Annotated in this window: 21 protein-coding genes; 12 read left to right on the top strand and 9 right to left on the bottom strand. The window is 66.7% G+C overall.

Annotated features, from left to right (window positions below; genetic code table 11):
- The first annotated feature begins 74 nt into the window (after positions 1–74).
- The 4 genes from ABFA30_RS14900 to ABFA30_RS14885 all read left to right on the top strand — a co-directional run bounded on the left by ABFA30_RS14900 (position 75) and on the right by ABFA30_RS14885 (position 2,816).
- Complete coding sequence (locus ABFA30_RS14900) at positions 75–911, top strand: bifunctional allantoicase/(S)-ureidoglycine aminohydrolase (protein ID WP_225789066.1); 837 nt, start codon at positions 75–77, stop codon at positions 909–911.
- A 138-nt stretch (positions 912–1,049) separates the two neighbouring features.
- Positions 1,050–1,655, top strand: a complete 606-nt coding sequence (locus ABFA30_RS14895) for an START domain-containing protein (protein WP_410045613.1) — start codon at positions 1,050–1,052, stop codon at positions 1,653–1,655.
- A 163-nt stretch (positions 1,656–1,818) separates the two neighbouring features.
- The gene (locus ABFA30_RS14890; protein WP_253080236.1) at positions 1,819–2,106 is read left to right on the top strand and encodes a hypothetical protein; all 288 of its coding nucleotides are present in this window, start codon (positions 1,819–1,821) and stop codon (positions 2,104–2,106) included.
- 95 nt (positions 2,107–2,201) lie between these two features.
- The gene (locus ABFA30_RS14885) at positions 2,202–2,816 is read left to right on the top strand and encodes a Yip1 family protein (RefSeq protein ID WP_410045612.1); all 615 of its coding nucleotides are present in this window, start codon (positions 2,202–2,204) and stop codon (positions 2,814–2,816) included.
- A gap of 17 nt (positions 2,817–2,833) precedes the next feature.
- On the opposite strand, the gene ABFA30_RS14880 is transcribed toward ABFA30_RS14885, so the two are convergent.
- Entirely contained in the window at positions 2,834–3,097 is a 264-nt protein-coding gene (locus ABFA30_RS14880) for a DUF1652 domain-containing protein (protein ID WP_225789063.1), read from the bottom strand.
- Between the two features lie 336 nt (positions 3,098–3,433).
- Here ABFA30_RS14880 and ABFA30_RS14875 point away from each other — a divergent pair, with 336 nt between their 5' ends.
- Entirely contained in the window at positions 3,434–3,661 is a 228-nt protein-coding gene (locus ABFA30_RS14875; RefSeq protein WP_225789062.1) for a DUF6555 family protein, read from the top strand.
- Positions 3,662–3,690: 29 nt separating this feature from the next.
- Here the strand turns inward: ABFA30_RS14875 and ABFA30_RS14870 are convergent, their stop codons facing one another.
- The 6 genes from ABFA30_RS14870 to ABFA30_RS14845 all read right to left on the bottom strand — a co-directional run bounded on the left by ABFA30_RS14870 (position 3,691) and on the right by ABFA30_RS14845 (position 9,809).
- A complete protein-coding gene (locus tag ABFA30_RS14870) occupies positions 3,691–4,578 on the bottom strand; it encodes a pirin family protein (RefSeq protein ID WP_410045611.1) in 888 nt (295 codons plus the stop codon).
- A gap of 112 nt (positions 4,579–4,690) precedes the next feature.
- Positions 4,691–5,437 carry an AraC family transcriptional regulator gene (locus ABFA30_RS14865; protein WP_410045610.1) on the bottom strand — a complete coding sequence of 249 codons (747 nt, stop codon included), beginning with the start codon at positions 5,435–5,437 and terminating at the stop codon, positions 4,691–4,693.
- Positions 5,438–5,547: 110 nt separating this feature from the next.
- Entirely contained in the window at positions 5,548–7,056 is a 1,509-nt protein-coding gene (locus tag ABFA30_RS14860) for an MDR family MFS transporter (RefSeq protein WP_410045609.1), read from the bottom strand.
- A complete protein-coding gene (locus ABFA30_RS14855) occupies positions 7,046–8,182 on the bottom strand; it encodes an HlyD family efflux transporter periplasmic adaptor subunit (RefSeq protein WP_410045608.1) in 1,137 nt (378 codons plus the stop codon). The genes ABFA30_RS14860 and ABFA30_RS14855 overlap by 11 nt, the downstream gene beginning before the upstream one ends.
- Before the next feature lie 112 nt (positions 8,183–8,294).
- Entirely contained in the window at positions 8,295–9,167 is an 873-nt protein-coding gene (locus tag ABFA30_RS14850; RefSeq protein WP_410045607.1) for an alpha/beta fold hydrolase, read from the bottom strand.
- Between the two features lie 21 nt (positions 9,168–9,188).
- On the bottom strand, positions 9,189–9,809 hold the full coding sequence (locus ABFA30_RS14845) for a LysE family translocator (protein ID WP_225789059.1): 621 nt from the start codon (positions 9,807–9,809) through the stop codon (positions 9,189–9,191).
- A 153-nt stretch (positions 9,810–9,962) separates the two neighbouring features.
- On the opposite strand from ABFA30_RS14845, the gene ABFA30_RS14840 reads away from it, so the two are divergent.
- The 4 genes from ABFA30_RS14840 (at position 9,963) to ABFA30_RS14825 (ending at position 16,698) form a co-directional block, all read left to right on the top strand.
- Entirely contained in the window at positions 9,963–10,442 is a 480-nt protein-coding gene (locus tag ABFA30_RS14840; RefSeq protein ID WP_225789058.1) for a GNAT family N-acetyltransferase, read from the top strand.
- A 410-nt stretch (positions 10,443–10,852) separates the two neighbouring features.
- A complete protein-coding gene (gene mexE, locus ABFA30_RS14835) occupies positions 10,853–12,094 on the top strand; it encodes a multidrug efflux RND transporter periplasmic adaptor subunit MexE (protein ID WP_410045606.1) in 1,242 nt (413 codons plus the stop codon).
- A gap of 12 nt (positions 12,095–12,106) precedes the next feature.
- Positions 12,107–15,286 (top strand): efflux RND transporter permease subunit, encoded by a 3,180-nt coding sequence (locus ABFA30_RS14830; RefSeq protein ID WP_225789056.1) that lies wholly within the window; start codon positions 12,107–12,109, stop codon positions 15,284–15,286.
- The gene (locus ABFA30_RS14825; RefSeq protein WP_410045605.1) at positions 15,283–16,698 is read left to right on the top strand and encodes an efflux transporter outer membrane subunit; all 1,416 of its coding nucleotides are present in this window, start codon (positions 15,283–15,285) and stop codon (positions 16,696–16,698) included. The genes ABFA30_RS14830 and ABFA30_RS14825 overlap by 4 nt, the downstream gene beginning before the upstream one ends.
- A 168-nt stretch (positions 16,699–16,866) precedes the next feature.
- Here ABFA30_RS14825 and ABFA30_RS14820 read toward each other — a convergent pair whose 3' ends face one another.
- The gene (locus tag ABFA30_RS14820; RefSeq protein WP_410045604.1) at positions 16,867–19,035 is read right to left on the bottom strand and encodes a TonB-dependent receptor; all 2,169 of its coding nucleotides are present in this window, start codon (positions 19,033–19,035) and stop codon (positions 16,867–16,869) included.
- A 259-nt stretch (positions 19,036–19,294) separates the two neighbouring features.
- Here ABFA30_RS14820 and ABFA30_RS14815 point away from each other — a divergent pair, with 259 nt between their 5' ends.
- A complete protein-coding gene (locus tag ABFA30_RS14815) occupies positions 19,295–20,155 on the top strand; it encodes a CAP domain-containing protein (RefSeq protein ID WP_410045603.1) in 861 nt (286 codons plus the stop codon).
- A gap of 172 nt (positions 20,156–20,327) precedes the next feature.
- On the opposite strand, the gene ABFA30_RS14810 is transcribed toward ABFA30_RS14815, so the two are convergent.
- Positions 20,328–21,302 (bottom strand): GlxA family transcriptional regulator, encoded by a 975-nt coding sequence (locus ABFA30_RS14810; RefSeq protein WP_410045602.1) that lies wholly within the window; start codon positions 21,300–21,302, stop codon positions 20,328–20,330.
- A 102-nt stretch (positions 21,303–21,404) separates the two neighbouring features.
- On the opposite strand from ABFA30_RS14810, the gene ABFA30_RS14805 reads away from it, so the two are divergent.
- The gene (locus tag ABFA30_RS14805) at positions 21,405–22,016 is read left to right on the top strand and encodes a LysE family translocator (protein WP_225789051.1); all 612 of its coding nucleotides are present in this window, start codon (positions 21,405–21,407) and stop codon (positions 22,014–22,016) included.
- 138 nt (positions 22,017–22,154) lie between these two features.
- Positions 22,155–22,508 (top strand): cupin, encoded by a 354-nt coding sequence (locus ABFA30_RS14800; RefSeq protein ID WP_225789050.1) that lies wholly within the window; start codon positions 22,155–22,157, stop codon positions 22,506–22,508.
- Positions 22,509–22,587: the final 79 nt, after the last annotated feature.

Genomic DNA, 22,587 nt, shown 5'->3' with positions numbered 1-22,587 from the left:
TCCGTGCATCCCCTGCGGCGCACCGGCCGGTGCGGCTTACGGCACGGGGACAGAACAACAAGTCGAGACCCTCCATGTCGAACCATTCCTACTTCGCCCCCCACGGTGGGCACCCAGCCCAGACCGAGCTGCTGACTGACCGTGCCATGTTCACCGAAGCCTATGCCGTCATCCCCAAGGGCGTGATGCGTGACATCGTCACCAGCCACCTGCCGTTCTGGGACAAGATGCGCATGTGGGTCATCGCTCGCCCATTGACCGGCTTCGCCGAGACCTTCTCGCAGTACATCGTCGAAGTCGCCCCGGAAGGCGGCAGCGAGCGGCCGGAACTGGACCCGAACGCCGAAGCGGTGCTGTTCGTGGTCGAAGGCGAGATCGACATCACCGTCGAAGGCAAGCACCACACCCTGGTCCCGGGCGGCTATGCCTTCCTGGCCCCAGGCGCCGAGTGGAGCCTGCGCAACAACAGCAAGGCCAACGTCACCTTCCACTGGCTGCGCAAGCACTACCAGAAGGTCGAGGGCCTGGCCGTTCCGGAATCCTTCGTCACCCACCGCGACAAGGCCCAGGTCATCGAGATGCCGGGCACCGAAGGCCGCTGGGTCACCACCCGCTTCGTCGACATGGCCGACATGCGCCATGACATGCACGTGAACATCGTGACCTTCCAGCCCGGCGGCGTGATTCCGTTCGCCGAGACCCATGTCATGGAACACGGCCTCTACGTGCTGGAAGGCAAGGCGGTGTACCGCCTGAACCAGGACTGGGTCGAGGTCGAGGCCGGCGACTTCATGTGGCTGCGCGCCTTCTGCCCGCAGGCTTGCTACTCTGGCGGCCCGGGCCCGTTCAGCTACCTGCTGTACAAGGACGTCAACCGCCACGTGCACCTGACCCTCAACCCCCAACGTTGAGGTAAGCGAACAGGGCGCGCTTGGCGCCCTGTTCGCGGGCTGCAACACAGCCCAACAGCTCGACAGCGCAGATCTTCATGGCACCTCTGCCTCCAGCGGCCATACTTGCCTGACGCCTTCCCACCCGGCCGCCGCCCCATGCCCTCCTTGCACCGATTGCTCGCCGTGCTGCTCCTGCTGGCAGCGCCCACGCTGCTGGCCGACGACTGGCGCCTGGCGCACCAGGAAGACGGCATCGATGTCTACCTGAGCGCGGTACCCGGCTCGCCCTACCAGCGGTTTCGCGGCGTCACCCGCATCAAGGCCAGCGTACGCACCCTGGCCGACCTGCAGGAGAATCTGCGGGTCGCCTGCAAATGGCTGTACGCCTGCGCCACGATGCGCCTGCTGGAGGTCGATGGCGACACGACCCGGGTCTACCTGACCACCGAGCTGCCCTGGCCGGCACGCCCGCGTGACATGGTGCTGCGGGTACGCAGCGAACGGCTGGACGACGGCACCCTGTTGCGCCACCTGAGCGCCGAGCCGGGCAAGGTGCCGGTAGTGCCTGGGCAGATCCGCGTACGGCGGTTGCGCGGGGAGTGGATCATGCGCCCCCTGGGCGCGCGCGAGACCGAGGTGACCTACCAGCTGCAGGCCGACCCTGCCGGGGACGTGCCGGGCTGGCTGGCCAACCGCTTCGTGGTGGATGCCCCCATGGTGACCCTGCGCACGCTCAGGGCCGTGGCCGAGCGGCAACCCTGAGGGCCCTTGCCATGCACAGGCGATATCAGGCCCCGCCCCCTGATGGGCAGAAATAATTTGAACGCCACCCCAGAGCAGGCTATCGAAATAGAGATAGCCCATTTTTTCACGCAAGGAGCCAGCCCATGCCGTCACCCCAGTGCCATGCCCGGGGCCTGCTGCCATGAAAATGAGCTGCCGCGCGCCCAGCGCCTGCCTGGAACTGGACTTCGTCCGCGACACCCTGTTCGGCCCCGTGGCCCAGCGTGCCGAGTGCCATGTCCAGGTCGCCGCCCTCAACCTGCAGGGCTGCCCCGCCCTGCGCCTGCATATCAACCCGCCACTGCCAGACAAGCTCGAGCGCGCCCACAGCGTCGCCTTCGTCTGGGACGGGCGCAGCTATCATGGCGTGGTACGCGATCATGGCAAATGTGGCGACGGCAGCCTGAACCTGGTGCTGGAACTGCAGTGAAGCGATCAACGGCGGCGAAACAGTCTGAACCCCCAAGGGCACCCGCTTCTCCATAACAAGAGGACACGCTCGCCAAGCGTCCCGAGGAGAACGCCATGAACAGTCCCTTGCTCAAGCTCTTCACCCACCCCGCCGAAGCCTGGCTGGACATCCGCCGCGCCGAGGAAGCCCACCCGCAACAATACCTGCCCCGCCTGCTGGCCCTGGCGCTGATCCCTGCCCTGTGCCTGTTCGTCGGCACCACCACCTTCGGCTGGAGCCTGGCAGGGGAAGAACAGGTGCGCCTGAGCATGGCCAGCGCCGCGCAATTGGCCGGCCTGCTGTATGCGACCACCGTGGTCGGGGTGATGCTGATGGGCGTGATGATTCGCTGGATGTCCCGGGGGGTCGATGCGCAGCCCAGCCTGAACCAGTGCATCGGCTTCGCCGCCTACTGCGCCACCCCCTGGTTCATCGCCGGGGTCGTCGGCCTGGTGCCGATGCGTTGGCTGGCGGTCGTGGCCCTGCTGGCCGCCTCGGCCTATGCCACTGTGCTCTTGTATGGCGGGTTGCAGACTTTCCTGCGGCTGCACAAGGAACAGGCCATGCTATTGGCCACCTGCGTCTGGGGCGTGGGCCTGCTGGTGCTGGTGACCATCCTGGTGTCGATGATCCTGTTCTGGTTCAACGGCTTGATGCCAGAGTACGTGCGCCCGGCCAGCCTTGGCTGACCGGGCTGCGGCCGCCGTCAGGCGATGGCCTTGAGCGGTGGCTTGTGGTTCGCGCGCTGTTCCTTGCGCAACTGCGCCACCAGCTCCGCGATGTCCCGGCAGCTGTTGAGGCTGTCGAGCGCGATCCCGCTCACGGTCAGGCAATCGTCCAGGCTGTCGCCCTGGCCGAGGCGGATGGTCAGGCTGACACCATCCGGGCAGGTGACTTCGCAGCGGTCCGGCAGGCAGGCCTGCTCGATCAACTGACGCAGCTCTAGCATCGAAACTCCGATCAACGACATGGTACGACCCTCTCTGTACTGGATGGCCTGTTGTGTGTGAGTACGCCTTAAGCGGGCGGGGTGCCAATTGATATTGCACATATCCAAGCGGCGGACCATGCGCCAGGACAATGATCGTGCACGAATCCTCTAGCACCTTAGTGGAAGAACCCAGGCGCGCGGCGACTGTTCGATCGGATGCCTGCACGGGACGACGGGCGGTCGCCGCGTTGCCATTCGTCGTGCCCTGGGAATATTTTTCAAACTTTTGCGGGCCTTGCGCATTCCCACGGACAGGGCCAGGGTACGTCCGTACCTGGCCTGTGACCGAGCCTGCGCAAAGGATGTGGATGCCCGATGATCGACGCAAAACTCTTCGTGATCGACTACCAACTGCACGGCCAGCACAAATCCTTCGTGATTCGTGCCGAGCGCATGGACAACGCCGAGGCCTGGCACTGGGCCAGTTGCGATGCGGGGGTTGGCCGCATCGGTCGCTATGGGCGGGAGAAGATCAGGAAGGTCAGCAAGCCGGTGGCCGAGCGCTACGGCATCAGCGAGGTGCACTGGCGCCAGTCGGGTTGATCAACCCGTGGCGCCAGCGGGGCGATGCCTCAGTGGCGAGCCCCCTCTCCGGCGCCGGCCATCTGGCCGAAACGTCCGGCGTGGAAATCGTCGAACGACTCGGCGATTTCCGCCTGGCTGTTCATCACGAACGGTCCGTAGCCGACGATGGGTTCGTCGATCGGCTCGCCGCTGAGCAGCAACACGCTGGCATCCTCCAAGGCCTCGACCTGCACATGCGCCCCCTCGTGCTGCAGCAGCACCAGGCTGGCCGGCCCGGCTTCGCGCTCAGCGTTGACCTGCACGGTACCGCGCAACACCACCAGGGCGGCATTGCGCCCCTCGGCGACCGGCAGTTGCACGCGGGCACCGGCTTTCAGGCGCAGGTCCCAGACATCCATGGCGGTGAAGGTCCGCGCCGGGCCGGGGTGGCCCTGGTAGCTACCAGCGATCACCCGCAGGCTGCCGGCATCGCCTTCCAGCGCCAGCACCGGGATGTCTGCCGCCAGCAGGGTCTGGTAACCCGCGGCGGCGCGCTTGTCCCGGGCCGGCAGGTTGACCCATAGCTGCACCATCTCCAGGGTACCGCCGCTGCGGGCGAAGGCCGGCGAATGGAACTCCTCGTGAAGGATGCCGTTGGCGGCGGTCATCCACTGCACATCGCCCGGGCCGATCAGGCCGCCGGCGCCGGTGGAGTCACGGTGTTCCAGCTCGCCCTGGTAGACGATGGTCACGGTCTCGAAGCCCCGGTGCGGATGCTGGCCGACCCCACGGCGGGCGTCGGTCGGCGTGAAGTCGTGGGGGCCGGCGTAGTCGAGCAGCAGGAACGGGCTGATATGCCGGGCCAGGTTGTCGTAGGTGAACAGGCTGCGCACCGGAAAGCCGTCACCCACCCAATGGGCATGGGGGCTGCGGTGGATACCCAGGATCTTTTTCATGAGAAGTCTCCTCTCTTGGCTGGGTATAACCTTATCGGCGGCACCAATCTTTCGCTAGACAGCTGAAATGGCATTGTTCGTTCCACACATGGGACGATAAGCCGACGATCGCCTAGGCTCGATCCCGCCCGAAGTAGGCCGAAGGCGAAACCCCCAGCGTCCTGCGGAACATCGCGCTGAAGGCACTGGGGCTCTCGTACCCCAGGTCGAGCGCGACCTCGAGCACCGACGCCCCTGCCGCCAGGGCATCCAGGCTGGCCAGCAGGCGCATGCGCCGCAGCCACTGGACGAAGCTGAGCCCCGTCTCCCGCTGGAAGGCGCGGGTCAGCGTTCGCCCATTGATCCCGCTGTGCGCCGCTGCCCGGGCCAGGCTCCAGGCCTCGGCCGGCGCCTCGCGCAGGGCCTCGCACAGGGCCAGCAGTTGCGGGGCGCGGGGGCTGGGCACATGCAGGGCCATGATCGGCAGTACGCGGATCTCGTCGAGGATCAACTGCATGATGCGTGCTTCACGCCCCTGGGCGGGATGCTCGGGTGGGATATCCATGGCGCGGATGATCAACTCCCGCAGCAGTGGCGAAATCTCGATCACCTGGCATTCGCCCGGCAGATCGGGACGCGCTCCGGGGTCGACGAACAGGGTCCGCATGCGGGCCATGCCGGCGATCCGCAGGTCGTGCTCCACCGCCGCCGGCACCCATACCCCGCGCCCGGGCGGCACGACCCAACTGCCTTGGCGCGAATTGACCGTGATCACCCCGCTCAGGGCATGGATCAACTGGGCACGGTCGTGGCAGTGCGGGGCGATGCGCTCGCCGTGGCGGTAGTTCTCGGCGAACGGGAGAATGGCCGGTCGGTTCATCGCGAGTGTTCAGGCGGAAGTGGAGAAGGAATAGTGGCAGGCGTCTGCCGGCAGGTCGATAGCGTTTGCCGGCGATGGGCTGCATAGCAGCCCCCGGAACGAACCCCACGCTACCGCCCCCGCAACAACAACGACGCCAGGGCACACCCCAGCAACGCCACGCAAGACAGGTAGAACGCATCCGAATACGCCATCAGGTACGCCTGCTCCCGCACGCTGCGGTCGATCAGCGCCAAGGCCTGCATCACGTCCGGCGACTGCGGGTCGAGCATGCCCATGGGCAGCCGCTGCTGCAGGGCACCGTCGAACATCGTCAGGTTCTCCCCTACCCGCACCGAATGAAACCGCTCGCGCAGGGACACCAACTGGGTCAACAACGCCGTCCCCACGGCGCCACCCAGGTTGCGCAGCATGGAAATCAGCGCCGAAGCAGACCCGGCCTGTGCCTTGTCCAGGCCCTTCACCGCCAGCACCGACAGGGCCACCATGATCAGCGGCTGACCGATACCACGCACCACGGTGGAGGGGATGATCACGTTCCTGCCGGCATCCACCGTCAGGTGCGCGCCCAGCCAGCAGCCCAGGGCCATGATGGCAAAGCCGCTGGCCACCAGCAGCTTGGCGTTGAGCCAGCGCATCAGGCGCGGCAGCAGTGGCGCCAACAGCAACTGCACCAGACCATAGGCGACCAGGCTCTTGCCGATCTCGCTGGCACTGTAGCCCTGCACCAGGGACAGGTAGTTGGGCACCAGGAACACCAGGCCGAAGGTCGCGGCGCCGAAGATGGCCATGGCCAGGCTGGACACCCCGAAGTTGTAGCTGCCCAGCAGGCGCAGGTTGATGAACGGCCGTGCGCCCCACAGTTGGCGCTGGATGAACAGGGCCAGGGCGAGCGCCGCCACCAGGCTGAAGGCAACGATGAAGCGCGAGTCGAACCAGTCCTTGCGTCCCCCCTCCTCCAGCACGACCTGCAACGCGCCAAGCCCCAGGGCCATGGCCACGATGCCGAGCCAGTCAGCCCCGCGCAAGGCACTGCGGTCGCCCGCCTGGCCCTTGATCGACCAGGCCACCGCTGCCAGCAAGGCCACGCCTGGCGGCAACTGCAGGAGAAAGATCCAGCGCCAGGAGTACATGTCGGTCAACCAGCCGCCGATGGACGGCCCGGCCGCCTGGGCCACGCTGTTGGACAGGCTGAACAGGGCCATGCCCAACGCGATGCGGCTGGCCGGCAGCTCGGTGATGATCAGTTGCATCGACAGCGGGATCAGCACCGCCCCGGACGCCCCCTGGATCACCCGCAGGGCGATCATCGTCTCCAGGCTCGGCGCCAAGGCACAGCTCACCGAGCTGAGCAAAAACACCAACGAACCCAGCAGCATCACCCGGCGCAGGGAGAACACCTGCACCAGCCAGGCGGTCAGCGGGATCATGCTGATCTCTGCCACCAGGTAGGCCGTAGAGATCCATGAGCCCTCTTCGAAGCTGGCGCCCAGGGCCCCTTCGATCTCCGGCAGGGCGGCGCTGGTGACGTGTACGTTCATGCCGGCCATGAAGCAGCCGAACAGGCCGCCGATCACCGCCACCCAGGCGCGCAGGGAGACCTTGTCTTCAGTGTCCATGGCCCGTCTCTCGGGTATCCACCGTGGCGATCACCGACATGCCCGGCAACAGCCGGGGCGCGTCCTGCGCCGTGGGGTCGAGGTGGATGCGCACCGGGAAACGCTGGACGATCTTGGTGAAGTTGCCGGTGGCGTTATCCGGCGGCAGCAAGGCGAACACCGCACCGGAGCCGGGCGAGACGCTGTCCACCGTGCCCTGCCAATGTTCGCCGAAGGTGTCGACCTCGAGCGTCACCGGCTGCCCGGGGCGCATGTGCGCCAGCTGGGTCTCCTTGAAGTTGGCCACCACATAGGCCTGCTCCACCGGTACCACCGCCAGCAACGGCAAGCCTGGCGTGACGTACTGCTGCTGGCGCACCTTGCGCTGGCCGACCACGCCGTCGAACGGGGCGCGGATCTCGGTATCGGCCAAGGCGCTACGGGCCAGGGCGCGCTCGGCGCGGGCCTGGTCGAGATCGGCCTGGCGTTGCTGCAGCTGCGCCTGCAGTTGCCTGCCCTGCTGCTGCAAGACCTGCTGCCGGGCGCGCTGGCGGGCCAGCTCGGCATCGGCGGCGCGTTGCAGCGCCTGGGCCTGGATGCGCGTGGCCCTGGCTTGCTCCATGCGCTGCACGCTGGTGGCCTGCCACTGGGCCAGGCGCTGGTAGCGTTGCCAGTCGGCCTCGGCGCGCTGCGCCTCGCCACGGCTGGCGCCGCGCTCGGCCTCGGCACGGGCGATGGCCTGCACCTGCTCGTCCTGTTCGGCGGCGAAGGCACGCAGGCGCATGCGCTGCACCTGCACCGCCGCCTCGCTCACCGCCAGGCGCGCCTCGGCCTTGCGCAGGCGGTCGCGAAAGTCCCGCGCATCCAGGCGCAGCAGCAGGTCGCCCGCCTTGACTCGGGCGTTGTCCGCCACCGTCACCTCGGCCACGTAGCCGCTGACCCGGGCACTGATCGGCGCCCAGTCGGCACGGACATAGGCATCGTCGGTCTGCTCCAGAAAGCGCCCGTCCAACCACCAGTAGGCCCCGTAGGCCAGTAGCGCCAGGCCGGCGCAGCCAGCCAGGCCAACGCGCCACCAGCGCTGGCGGCGCCGGGTGCGGGCATCGTCGAGGGCACGTTGGGGATCGGGGGTTACCGCCTGGTTCATGCAGGGCTCCATCCGGGTTGGCAGGAGCGGCAGGGTAAGCAATCCGCGCGTGTCGTTCGCACGCGAATCGTCGCGCTATCGTCGCGAAATGGACAGCCGACCTTTCACGCGCTCAAGGCTGCAGGAAGGCCAGCACCTGCTCCGCCGCCGCCATGGGATCTTCCTGCATGAAGCAGTGCCCGCCGGGCACCTGCTGGGCGCTCACCTGTGGGTTGATGGCCGCCAGGCGCCGCACCGAGTGTGCGACGAAGGGGTAGCTCTGTTCGCCATGCAGGATGTGCGTCGGTGTGCGGATTTGCGCCAGGCTCGGCCACATCCGCGCTGGGAACGAACTGAAGATCTCCACCTCGCGGCTGGGACGACACTTGAGCACCACGCCTTCGCCGCAGTCGCCGATGGCGTGTTCCACATAGGCCTGCAATGCCGCATCGCTCCAGCCCTTGAAGATGCCCCGCCCCTGCAGCGAAGCCAGCGCCGCCTCGCGGTCGGGCCAGTGGCTGCGGCGGGTGGCGGCCTTGCGTGCCAGGGCATGGCGCCGATGCAGGCCGACCAGGGCGGCAGCGCCCATCACGCCGATCATGCGCCGGCTGAACAACACCGGGTCGAGCAGCACGGCGCGGCTGAACAGCTGCGGCTCGCTCGCCAGGATCAGACCCGTCAAGACGCCACCGAAACTGTGGCCGAGCGCCATGCGCGGCACCTCGCCGTACTCGCCGCGCCCGGACTCGAAGGCCTCCACCGCCAGCGCAGCGCTACGGTTCCAGCCACGAAAGGCACCGCCATGGTCACTGTCGCCGTGGCCCTGGACATCGCTCAGCCACAGGTCGAAGTGTTCGCCCAGGCGCATCAGCAAAGGCTGGTAGGCCAGGCTGCAGAAGCCGTTGCCATGCAGAAAGTGCAGCAATGGCCGGCCGCTTGCCGGCGAACGCCAGCCACGCAGGGTGAAGCCTTCGGCGCAATCATGGGACCAGGGGATCAGCTGCATCGTCCTGCTGTACTCATCGGTTCAAGAAAACGCCGATTCTACAAACAGCAGCGGGTATAGCGAAATCACCAGCAACAGGGCCATCAGGACATTGAACAGCATCAGCCAACGCGGGTTCTGCAAGAAGTTGCGCAAGGCGCTGCCGAACATCACCCAGACCCCGACACTGGGCAGGTTGACCAGGGCGAACAACCCGGCGATGACGATGACGTTGAGGACATAGCCCTGGGCCGGCGTGTAGGTGGTGATCGCCCCCACCGCCATCACCCAAGCTTTAGGGTTGACCCACTGGAACGCCGCCGCGCCCCAGAAGCCCAGCGGCTTGCCCGTGCCCGCGGCCTCGCCGCCGATCGGCCCGGCGGTGGCGATCTTCCAGGCCAGGTACAGCAGGTAGGTGGCGCCCACGTAGCGCAGGATGCTGTACAGCGGCGGCCAGGCCTTGAACAACTCGCCCAAGCCAAAGCCCACCGCCAGCACCATGACCATGAAGCCGATGCTGATACCCAGGGCGTGCGGGATCGAACGCCGCACCCCGAAGTTCACCCCCGAGGCCAGCAGCATGGTGTTGTTCGGCCCGGGAGTGATCGAAGAGACGAAGGCGAAGAGCACGAAGGCGGTGAGCAGATCGAGAGAACCGAGCATGGCGGGCTTCCAGAAGGAGGGTTGTGTTGCCACACTAGCGGAGTGATTTTTCCTACAACCTATACAGTTACAAGAAATTAAACCAATACACCTCACTGTACCGTTACAGTTTCAGAGCCAGAGATAGAACCTGCCCCAGCACAAGGAAGCCCCATGAGCCTGACCATTCGCCCCGCCGTGCCTGCCGATGCCGCACAGATCCTGGCCTTCATCACCGAGCTGGCCGACTACGAGCGTGCCCGCCACGAGGTGGTGGCGACCCTCGCCGACATCGAGCACAGCCTGTTCGGCGAAGGCAGCGCGGTGCGCAGCCTGATCTGCGAACGGGATGGTCGGGCCATTGGCTTTGCCGTGTATTTCTACAGTTATTCCACCTGGCTGGGGCGCAATGGTATCTACCTGGAGGACCTGTATGTGACCCCTGAACAGCGTGGGGATGGTGCTGGCCGCCAGTTGCTGCGGCACATCGCCCGCGAGGCCGTGGAAAACGGCTGCGGCCGCCTGGAGTGGAGCGTGCTGGACTGGAACGAGCCGGCGATCGGCTTCTACCAGTCGCTCGGGGCCGAGCCGCAGGACGAGTGGGTCCGCTACCGGCTGGACGGGGAACGCCTGGTGCGCTTTGCCGAGGGTTGAGCGTTCATAGGATGGCGGCTGCTTCCAGCCCCTTCGCGGGCAAGCCCGCTCCCACAGGGCTGAGTCGTTCACAGATGATGTGATTTGCAGGACCATGTGGGAGCGGGCTTGCCCGCGAAGGGGCTGCAAGTTCACCAAATCCTCCGCTGACAGACAGCGCCGCCCTGGCACCACTAGACTGGAACCTCAACCCCAGCTCAGCCCTGCCTGCGCACGATCTGCAACCAGGTTCACCAACGCCAACCCGCACAGCGTATAGAGCACGCCCTTGGCGCCGAACTCCTAACAGACCTACCCACCAGCGGACATATCATTGCGCGTGATAATAACCTTCGCCCCATTCGATTCGTTCCCCACGCGCCAGCCCCGCAGAATCCGCCCACTATCTCTATACATTGGCGGAGTTCTCCATGGAACAATCACTCAAACCCTTGCGCTATCCCCTCGCTGTCCTGGCAGTGCTGGTGATCAGTGCCTGCGGCCGAACCCCGGACGCCGCGCAGGCCCCCGCCGCGCCCAAGGTCAGCGTGGCCAAGGTGATCGAACAGCCGATCAATGAATGGGACGAGTTCACCGGCCGCCTGGAGGCACCGGAAACCGTCGAGGTACGCCCGCGCGTCTCCGGGCAGATCGACCAGGTGGCCTTCACCGAAGGCGCCCAGGTCAAGCAAGGCGACCTGCTGTTCCAGATCGACCCACGCCCGTTCCAGGCCGAGGTCCGCCGCCTCGAGGCGCAGTTGCAACAGGCCCGCGCCACCGCCATTCGCAGCGAGAACGAGGCCCGCCGTGGCGAACGCCTGCGCGACAGCAACGCCATCTCCGCAGAGCTTGCCGAGTCGCGCAGCAGCGCCGCCGCCGAAGCCCGTGCCGGTGTCGCGGCGATCCAGGCACAACTGGACCTGGCCCGCCTGAACCTGAGCTTCACCCGTGTCACCGCGCCGATCAGTGGCCGCGTCAGCCGCGCCGAGTACACCGCCGGCAACATCGTCACCGCCGACGTCACGCCGCTGACCACGGTGGTGTCCACCGACAAGGTGTATGCCTACTTCGACGCCGACGAGCGCGTCTACCTCAAGTACAGCCAGTTGGCCCGCAACGGCCAGCGCGGCCAGAGCACCCCGGTGTACCTGGGCCTGTCCAACGAGGCTGGCAACCCGCACCTGGGCCAGATGAACTTCGTCGACAACCAGGTCAACCCGCGCACCGGCACCATCCGTGGCCGGGCGGTGTTCGACAACCGCGACGGCCAGTTCACCCCGGGCCTGTACGTGCGCCTGAAGCTGGTCGGCAGCGCCACCTACTCGGCGGTACTGATCAACGACGAGGCCGTGGGTACCGACCTTGGCAAGAAGTTCGTGCTGGTCATGGACGAGGACAACAAGGCGACCTACCGCGCCGTGGAGCTGGGCCCGAAACTCGAAGGCCTGCGCATCGTGCGCAACGGCCTGCACAAGGACGACCGCATCGTGGTCAAGGGCCTGCAGCGGGTGCGCCCCGGCTCGCCGGTCACCCCCGAGGAAACACCGATGGCCAGCGAGGAAACCCTCGCCACCCTCGCCCGCCAGCGCCAGGCCCTGGAGGCCAGCAACCCGGCGCCAGCGGTGGCCGGTTCCAGCGTGAAAGTCGCCAGTGCCCAGGCACCGCGCGGTTAAGGAACGACACCCATGAACTTTTCGAAATTCTTCATCACCCGGCCGATCTTCGCCGCCGTCCTCTCGCTGGTGCTGGTGATCGCCGGGGGCATCTCGCTGTTCCAGTTGCCGATCAGCGAATACCCGGAAGTGGTGCCGCCGACCGTGGTGGTGCGCGCCAACTTCCCCGGCGCCAACCCCAAGGTGATCGGCGAGACCGTCGCCGCGCCCCTGGAGCAGGCCATCACCGGCGTCGAGAACATGCTGTACATGTCCTCCCAATCGACCGCCGATGGCAAGCTGACCCTGACCATCACCTTCGCCCTGGGCACCGACTTGGACAACGCCCAGGTGCAGGTGCAAAACCGCGTCACCCGGACCCAGCCCAAGCTGCCCGAGGAAGTGACGCGCATCGGCATCACCGTCGACAAGGCCTCGCCCGACCTGACCATGGTCGTGCACCTGACCTCGCCGGACGACCGCTACGACATGCTGTACCTGTCCAACTACGCCATCCTCAACATCAAGGACGAGCTGGCGCGCCTGGGCGGCGTGGGTGACGTGCAACTGTTCGGCATGGGCGACTACTCCCTGCGGGTATGGCTCGACCCGAACAAGACCGCCTCGCGCAACCTGACCGCCAGCGACGTGGTCGCGGCGATCCGCGAGCAGAACCGCCAGGTCGCCGCCGGCCAGCTGGGCGCACCGCCCGCCCCAGGCTCGACCAGCTTCCAGCTGTCGATCAACACCCAGGGCCGCCTGGTCAACGAGGAAGAATTCGAGAACATCATCATCCGCGCCGGCAGCGACGGCGAGATCACCCGCCTGAAGGACATCGCCCGCATCGAGCTGGGCTCCAGCCAGTACGCCCTGCGCTCGCTGCTGAACAACCAGCCGGCGGTGGCCATTCCGATCTTCCAGCGCCCGGGCTCCAACGCCATCGAGATCTCCGACGAGGTGCGGGCGAAGATGGCCGAGCTGAAGAAGGACTTCCCCGAAGGCATGGACTACAGCATCGTCTATGACCCGACCGTGTTCGTCCGCGGCTCCATCGAGGCGGTGGTGCACACCCTGTTCGAGGCCCTGGTGCTGGTGGTGCTGGTGGTGATCCTGTTCCTGCAGACCTGGCGCGCCTCGATCATCCCGCTGATGGCCGTGCCGGTCTCGCTGATCGGTACCTTCGCGGTGATGCACCTGTTCGGCTTCTCGCTCAATGCCCTGTCGCTGTTCGGCCTGGTGCTGGCCATCGGTATCGTGGTGGACGACGCCATCGTCGTGGTGGAGAACGTCGAGCGCAACATCGGCCTGGGCCTCAAGCCCCTGGAGGCGACGCAGAAGGCCATGAGCGAAGTGACCGGGCCGATCATCGCCACCGCCCTGGTGCTATGTGCAGTGTTCGTGCCGGCGGCGTTCATCTCCGGCCTCACCGGGCAGTTCTACAAGCAATTCGCCCTGACCATCGCCATTTCCACGGTGATCTCGGCGTTCAACTCGCTGACCCTGTCGCCGGCCTTGGCCGCCGTGCTGCTCAAGGAACACCATGCGCCCAAGGACCGTTTCTCGCGCCTGCTCGAGCGGCTGTTCGGCGGCTGGCTGTTCGCCCCGTTCAACCGTTTCTTCGATCGCGCCAGCAACCGCTATGTCGGCGGCGTGCGCCGGGTCATCCGCTCCAGCGGCATCGCCCTGTTCGTCTATGCCGGGCTCATGGGCCTGACCTACCTGGGCTTCTCGTCCACCCCGACCGGCTTCGTCCCGGCGCAGGACAAGCAGTACCTGGTGGCCTTCGCCCAACTGCCGGATGCCGCCAGCCTCGACCGCACCGAGGCGGTGATCAAGAAGATGAGCGAGATCGCCCTGGAACAACCGGGGGTGGCCGACTCGGTGGCCTTCCCGGGCCTGTCGATCAACGGTTTCACCAACAGCCCCAACAGCGGCATCGTGTTCACCCCGCTCAAGCCGTTCGACGAGCGTAAGGACCCGAGCCAGTCGGCCGCTGCCATCGCCGCGGCGCTGAACGCCAAGTTCGCCGACATCCAGGACGCCTACATCGCGATCTTCCCGCCACCGCCCGTGCAGGGCCTGGGCACCATCGGCGGCTTCCGCCTGCAGATCGAGGACCGCGGCAACCTGGGCTACGAGGCGCTGTACAAGGAGACCCAGCACATCATCGCCAAGAGCCAGGAGGTGCCGGAACTGGCGGGCCTGTTCACCAGCTACCAGGTCAACGTGCCGCAGGTCGATGCCGCCATCGACCGGGAGAAGGCCAAGACCCACGGCGTGGCCATCAACGACATCTTCGAGACCCTGCAGATCTACCTGGGCTCGTTGTACACCAACGACTTCAACCGCTTCGGCCGTACCTACCAGGTCAACGTCCAGGCCGAACAGCAGTTCCGCCTCGATGCCGAGCAGATCGGCCAGTTGAAGGTGCGCAACAACCTGGGCGAGATGATTCCACTGGCGACCTTCATCAAGGTCAGCGACACCTCCGGGCCTGACCGGGTCATGCACTACAACGGCTTCATCACCGCCGAGATCAACGGCGCCGCGGCGCCCGGCTACAGCTCCGGCCAGGCCGAGGCGGCGATGGAGAAACTGCTGCGCGAGGAGTTGCCCAACGGCATGACCTTCGAATGGACCGACCTGACCTACCAGCAGATCCTGGCGGGCAACACCGCGCTGTTCGTCTTCCCGCTCTGCGTGCTGCTGGCCTTCCTGGTGCTGGCCGCCCAGTACGAGAGCTGGAGCCTGCCGCTGGCGGTGATCCTGATCGTGCCGATGACCCTGCTGTCGGCCATCACCGGGGTGATCCTCTCTGGCAGCGACAACAACATCTTCACCCAGATCGGCCTGATCGTGCTGGTGGGCCTGGCGTGCAAGAACGCCATCCTCATCGTCGAGTTCGCCAAGGACAAGCAGGCCGAGGGCCTCGACCCGCTGGCCGCGGTACTGGAAGCCTGCCGCCTGCGCTTGCGGCCGATCCTGATGACCTCGATCGCCTTCATCATGGGGGTGGTGCCGCTGGTGTTCTCCTCCGGCGCCGGTGCCGAGATGCGCCATGCCATGGGGGTCGCGGTGTTCTCGGGGATGATCGGGGTGACCGTGTTCGGCCTGTTCCTGACCCCGGTGTTCTTCTTCCTGATCCGCCGTTTCGTCGAGCGCCGGCAGGCCCGCAAGGCCGCCCCCGCACAACCGCTGGAGAGCCATGCATGAACCTGCTCAAACCCCTGACCCCGAGCCTGCTGGCGCTGGCCCTGGCGGCCTGCGCGGTGGGCCCGGACTACCAGGCACCGGCCACCGAGCCTGCGCGTTTCGACAGCGCGGTGCAGGCCAAGGCCTTCGACCGCGACCGCTTCGAGCGCCTGTGGTGGAAGCAGTTCGACGACCCGGTGCTGAACCAGCTGGTGCAGGCCTCGCTGCAAGGCAACCGCGACCTGCGCGTGGCCTTCGCCCGGCTCAAGGCGGCGCGGGCGATCCGCGAGGATGCCGAGAACGACCCGTTCCCGGTGGTCACCAGCCGCGCCAGCAGCGAGATCGGCAAGGGCCAGGTGCCAGGCCAGACCGAGCGGCGGGTCAACAGCGAGCGCTATGACCTGGGCCTGGACATGGCCTGGGAGCTCGACCTGTTCGGCCGCATCCAACGCCAGATCGAGGCCAGCGAAGCCCAGGAAGCCGCGGCCGCGGCCGATCTGCAGCAGTTGCAGGTCAGCCTGATCGCCGAGCTGGTGGACGCCTATGGCCAACTGCGTGGTGCGCAGCTGCGTGAAAAGATCGCCCTGGCCAACCTCAAGACCCAGCTGGAATCGCGCAGCATCACCGAAACCCTGCGCGATGCCGGGGTCGGCAACGAACTGGACGTGGTCCGTGCCGATGCGCGTCTGGCGGCCGTCGAGGCCACCGTGCCGCAGTTGCAGGCCGAGCAGGTGCGCGCGCGCAACCGCATCGCCACCCTGCTTGGCCAGCGCCCCGACAACCTGGGTGTCGACCTCTCGCCCCGGCAGTTGCCGGCGATCGCCAAGGCCCTGCCGGTGGGCGACCCGGGCGAACTGCTGCGCCGCCGCCCGGACATCCGCAGCGCCGAACGGCAACTGGCCGCGGCCACGGCCACTGTCGGCGTGGCCACCGCCGACCTGTTCCCCCGGGTCAGCCTCAGCGGCTTTCTCGGCTTTACCGCCGCCCGTGGTTCGCAGATCGGCTCGTCGGCGGCCAATGCCTGGGCACTGGGCCCGAGCATTACCTGGGCGGCCTTCGACCTGGGCAGCGTGCGCGCCCGCCTGCGCGGCGCCAAGGCCGATGCCGAGGGCGCCCTGGCCAACTACGAGCAGCAGGTGCTGCTGGCCCTGGAAGAGTCGGCCAATGCCTTCAGCGATTACGGCAAGCGCCAGCAACGCCTGCTGGCGCTGATACGCCAGAGCGAGGCCAGCCGCAAGGCGGCGGACCTGGCCTCGGTGCGCTACCGCGAGGGGACGGTGGACTACCTGGTGCTGCTCGATGCCGAGCGCGAACGGCTGGGCGCCGAGGATGCCCAGGCCCAGGGCGAGGTCGAGCTGTACCAGGGCATCGTGGCCATCTACAAGGCGCTCGGTGGCGGCTGGCAGCCTGAGACACTGGCCAGCGCGCACTGATCTTCAACGCCTCAACGACTCCTTTGGTTGGCTCCTCCCCCAACCGCTTTGCCCCGCCGGCCTTGGTCTGCGGGGCTTTTTTTATCTGCAAGAAAAAGCAGGCGGCGCTTGTGGGGCCGGGCATAGGCATCACATCCTGCGCCGATCGGCTTGAAGCTTGCGGCCCCCTCAGAAGTCGATGCTGCCGGAGAACTTGACCAAGCGCGGATCGCCCTGGGTCAGGTAGCCGCCGTTGGCCGAGGCCCAGTAGTTCTTGTCGCTGAGGTTCTCGACGTTGACCCGCAGGGTGATGTCCTTTTCCTGCACCTTGAAGCGGTAGCGGGCGCCGACGTCGAAGCGGTTCCAGGTCGGCAGGCTGAGGTTGTTGGCCGGGTCGGCGTATTGCCCGCCGGTACGCAGCATGCGGGCATTGAGCGATACCCCGTCCAGGCCCGGGACGTCCCAGTCGACGCTGGCGTTGAGCTGGAAGGTCGGCACACCGACCGCATGGTTGCCATCGTTGGCACCGTCCAGGGTGTTCTTCAGCTCGGTGTCCATGCGCGTGCCGCCGGCCATCAGACGCAAACCCCGCACTGGCTCGCCGAACACGCTCAGCTCGATGCCCTTGTTGACCTGCTCGCCATCCTGGACGAACACGTTGCCCTGGACGAAGCCGTCAGTGGGGCGCTCGATGCGAAACAGCGCCAGGTTGGCGCCGAAGGTCTGGTAGTCGAACTTGACGCCGGCCTCGATCTGCTTGGTCTTGGCCGGCGGGAAGACTTCGCCGGCGTTGACCACCTCGCCCGAGGCGGTCGGGCCCTGGGCCAGGCCTTCGATGCGGTTGGCGTACAACGAAATCGACGGGTTGAGCTTGTAGACGATGCCGTACACCGGCGTGGTGACCGACTCGTCGTAGAACGCCGTACGGCCGGCATCCGGGCCCTCGCCGTCATAGGCATAGCCCTCCACGCGCAGTTGCTGGCGACGCACACCGGCGGTGAGCAGCAGGGTGTCGTCGAACAGGCCCAAGGTGTCGGACAGCGCGATGCTGCGGTTGCGGGTCTTGCCGGTCACGCCCGGGTCGTCCAGCTTGCCGCCGACGAAGGACGGCGTGGTCGGCTTGGGCAGTGGGTCGGTGCGGTAGAGGTTGGTGGCCTGCGAGTTGTAGAAGACGAAGGCGTTTTCCTGCTGAGTCCAGATGATCGCCGCGCCGAGATTGAGCTGGTGGCTGACCGGGCCGGTCTGGAAACGGCCGTTGATGCCGCCCATGAAGCTGGTGTTGTCCTCGTTGTGGGGGATCTTCGAACCGCCGATGGTGGCCGCGCCAGTGCCGGCATCGGTGAGGATCGGCGTGCCGTAGAAACCGTTCTCGTGGGTGTGTTTGACCCCGCCGGCCAGGTAGCCGCTCCAGTTGTCGTCGAAGGCGTAGTCGCCGCGCAGCATGCCGAAGGTGTCCTCGGTCTCGGTCCACGCCCACTTCTGCCCGTAGTTGTGGTCGGCGTCGGGTGCCCGTGGGATGTCATCCAGGCCCGCGTTCAGGCGCACCGAGTTGCGCATGTGGTTGACCCGCTGCTTCTGGTAGCCGATGTCGGCGGACAGGCGCAGGGCCTCGCCACGGTAGTCCAGGCCCGCGACGAACAGCTTGCTGCGCTGGTCCTGGTCGTCGACGGCGGTCTCGCCCTCGCGCTGGGACAGGTTCAGGCGCACGCCGAAGCGGTTGTCGGCGCCGAAGCGCTGGCCGAGGTCCAGGTGCTCGCCCAGGCGTCCATCGGTGCTGATGTCCTGGGTGTAGCGCCGGGTCGGGGTGTCGCCGGCACGCTTGGGCTGCAGGTTGACGTTGCCGCCCAGGCCGGAGCCCGTGGGGCTGGCGCCGTTGAGGAAAGCGTTGGGGCCCTTGAACACCTCGACCCGCTCCAGCGCGTCGGCGGCGATCATCTGCCGTGGCAGCACACCGTACAGGCCGTTGAAGGCCACGTCGTCGCCATTGAGCGGCAAGCCGCGGATGACGAAGATCTGCGACTGGTTGCCAAAGCCGAACGACTGGCGCACCGAGGGGTCGTTGAGCAGCACGTCGCCGATGTCCTCGGCCTGTTGCTCCTCGATCAGTTGCGAGGTGTAGCTGGTCATGGTGAACGGCACGTCCATCATGTCCTGGTTGCCCAGCACGCCCATCTGCCCGCCCCGGGCCACCTGGCCACCGGCGAAGGGCTCAGGCAGCGCGCCGGGTGGGGCCTTGACAGCGTCGGCGCTGACGGCGGTGGGGTCCAATTCGATGGGGCCATCGGCCCCCTGGGCGGTGATGGCAACGGAACAGCAGAGGGCCAGCAAGGTCGGACGAGAAGGACAGGTTCGGGCCATGAAAGGCTCCTGGTGCAAATGGGTGGAGGCCTTCCTGGCAAATGAGCGCGCATCAGCGACTGAGTATTGTTTCTAGCCGAAATTACGAATTATTAGCAAATGACTGCACTTTCTCGGCGACCAGTGGTCTACTGACCCTTTTGCCGTGCGCAATCGATTGCCGGCCGTTTTTGCCATGCACAAGGCCGGGCCAAAAGCCCTGCGCTTGTGTACGATGAGCAGCGCACACCGAGGCGTTGCCAGTCATAGGGAGATCTTCATGCGCGTCCTCTCATCCGTTGCCCGGTTTTCCACCCTGTCACTGGGGCTGGCCGTGTCCGCCAGCGCCCTGGCGTTCAGCGGCGAAGAAGGGCAACTGATCGACTCGATCAATGCCTACCGCAGCCAGGCCCAACCCTGCGGCGGCGAGGCCTCGCTGGAGTTGCCGCCGCTCAACAGCGACACCCGCCTGGCCTTGTCGCCAGAGGGTACCCGCGACCTGCAGCAGGCCATGACGCGCGCCGCCTACCCGATGGTCAATGTCCAGGCCATCAGCCTGTCGGGCCCGCGCGATGCCCGGGCGGCGATGGGCGCCATCGAGGAAAGCTTCTGCCAGGTGGTGCTCGACCCGCAGTTCGTCGACATCGGCGTCAGCCAGGAAGGCCGCGACTGGCGCATCGTTCTGGCCCGCCCGTTGCTCAGCGCACGCCTGGGCGACTGGCAGCAAGAGGGCCAGAAGCTGCTGCAGGAGGTCAACGCTGCCCGCAAGGTACCACGCCAGTGTGGCGGGCAGCCGTTCGCCGCCGCTCCGGCACTGGGCTGGAACAACACCCTGGCCGGGGTGGCCGCCAACCACACGCGGGCCATGGCCAACCAGAATTTCTTCGACCATATCGACCACGACGGCCGTACCCCGGGCGATCGCGCGGAGCTGGCCGGCTACCTGTACCGGCAGATCGGCGAGACCATCGCCGCCGGCCGCGACACGCCGCGCAAGGTGGTCGACGGCTGGCTGGCCAGCCCGGGGCACTGCGCCACCTTGATGAATCCGGACTTCAGCGAACTGGGCGCGGCCTATGCGGTAGACCCCAAGAGCGATGCCGGGATCTACTGGACCGGGTTGTTCGGCACCCCGCAGTAAAGTAGGCAAGTTCTCTGCGAGTTTCTTCGCGAGCCCGGGGCTGCTTTGCAGCCCATCGCCGGCAAGCCCCCCACACAGTCCTCTGCATGGCACATGATTCGTGAACACCGCAGCCCCCTGTGGGAGTCGGCTTGCCGGCGATGGGGCGCGAAGCGGCCCCAACTGCATGGATTCATGCGCCGCCACCATGCCTACGCAACGCCCGGGCCGAGCAGCCGAACCGCCGCCGCACGCACTTGCCCAGGTAGCTGGCATCCCCCAACCCCACCTCATCGGCAATCTGCGCCAGCCCATGGCTTGAGTTGAGCAGCCGCCAACGCGCCTGTTGCAGGCGCATCTCCAGCCACCAGGCCTTGGCGCTCATGCCATGGCTGGCCTGGAACTGGCGATCGAGCTGGCGCCGGCTGACACCCAGTTGCGCCGCCACCTCCTCGATCGACAACCGAGCCCCCAGGTGGTGGCGCATCAGCGCCGTGGCCCGCTGCACCTGGCGCCCCTGCCCCGCCCCGGCCTCCAGCGAGCGCAAGGCATGGCGACTGTCGCGGGTCTCGTCCACCAGCATGTCGGCCAGCCCCTTGAGCGCCCGCGCCCGCCCGCAGGCACGGGACAGCAATTCTACCGCCAGGTCGATGGCCGCGGTGCCGCCTGCGCAGGTGATACGCGCACCGTCGAAACAGTACAACTGCTCGGGCAACACCTGCAGATGCGGAAAAGAGGCCCGGAACTCCGCCTCGTGGCGCCAGTGCACCACCACCTTGTGGCCATCGAGCAAGCCGCAGGCCGCCAGCAGAAAGGCGCCGTTGTCCACTCCCACCAACCTCACCCCGGCCTTGGCGGCACGCTTGAGCAGGGCCTTGTAGCGCGGTGCCAGGGCTGCGGTGGCACCGGCACTGCGCCCGCCGAACAGCACCAGGTAGTCGAAGCCGCGCAGGTCGAGCTGCGCGGGTGTCATGTCGACCTGCACCACCGCCCCGCTGCTCGAGGTCACTGGCTCGTCGGTCAGGCCCAGCAAGGTCCAGCTGCAATAGCGCTGACGACTGTAGTCCTCGTCGTCGGCGCTGAAACGCAGCTTGTCGAGGAACGCACCGAACGGCAGCAAGGCGAACTCCGGCAGCGGCAGGATCAACAGACGGATGTCGGGGGTCATGGCAGGCATGTCCAGTTACTACTCAAGAATGTCCAGATATTACCCTTCGATCGGGCCGCCGTCCCCTAGACTGACGCCACCCGAAACACGAAGGCATTTCCCATGGCACTGGATACCTGGCTCATCTACCTGCTGGCGAGCATCGGCCTGTCGCTGACCCCTGGCCCGAACAGTCTGCTGGCCCTGACCCACGGCGCGCTGTACGGCGCCCGGCGCACCCTGTTCACCATCGTCGGCGGGGTGTTCGGCTTCAGCGCCCTGATCGCCTTGGCCATGTTCGGCCTCAGCGCCCTGCTGCACACCTCGGCCTCGCTGCTGCAGGTACTCAAGTGGGTCGGCGGCGCCTACCTGGTATGGCTGGGCATCCAGCTGTGGCGCAGCCCGGCGATGCGCCTGGAACTGGCCGACGGCGGGGCACGCCTGGGTAATGCAGGGCTGTTCCGCCAGGGCTTCCTGTCGGCCATGGCCAATCCAAAGGTATTGCTGTTCTACGGCGCCTTCCTGCCGCAGTTCATCGACCCCCAGCGCGGGCTGGCGCTGCAGTTCGTGGTCATGGCGGCGACCTTCGCCAGCGTGGAGTTTCTTGTCGAGTACCTGTTGGCACGCCTGGCGTTTCGCGTGCGGCCCTGGCTGGCCAAAGGTGGCAGGGGCTTCAACCGCAGTTGTGGGAGCTTGTTCGCATTGATCGGCGTGGCCTTGCCGCTGGGGCGTTGAGGGTGGGGCCGGTTCGTTAAGCGGCGTTTTGTAGATCTGGAGGCGCGCAGCGGCCTCGATCGATCTCCTGACGGGCCGACACCAAGATCTACCCACGAAGCTCACCTACAATCAGGACAGGAAGACGAGGACCGCGCCATGCCCGACAACCTGTTCACCGCCCTGCCCCCTCCCGATCCGCAGGCCGCCGAACAGATCGACGACCTGCTGCGCCGCCCGGGCCTGCGCATCGAGCGTATCGTCTCCAACGGCCAGGCCAGCCCGCCAGGTTTCTGGTACGACCAACCCGAAGGCGAATGGGTGCTGCTGCTCAGCGGCAGCGCGGGGCTGCGCCTGGAGCATGAGACCGAGGTACGCCTGCTGCGCCCTGGCGACCATCTGGACATCCCGGCCCACTGCCGACACCGGGTGGAGTGGACCGAAGCCGGTACTACCACCGTGTGGCTGGCTGTGTTCTACGAGCAAACGCTGGCTACGAATCAGGCCAAATAGTTCACAGCGCCAAGACACTCACGAACCCAACGTCTTCTATACTTTTCGCAGCCCGATACAAGCTTTTAGCATCATCTCA

The organism is Pseudomonas sp. HLMP, assembly GCF_046365545.1.
GTDB lineage: Bacteria > Pseudomonadota > Gammaproteobacteria > Pseudomonadales > Pseudomonadaceae > Aquipseudomonas > Aquipseudomonas guariconensis_B.
Note: the sequence above shows the minus strand (reverse complement) of the source record. Positions and strands in the feature narration are given on the sequence as shown.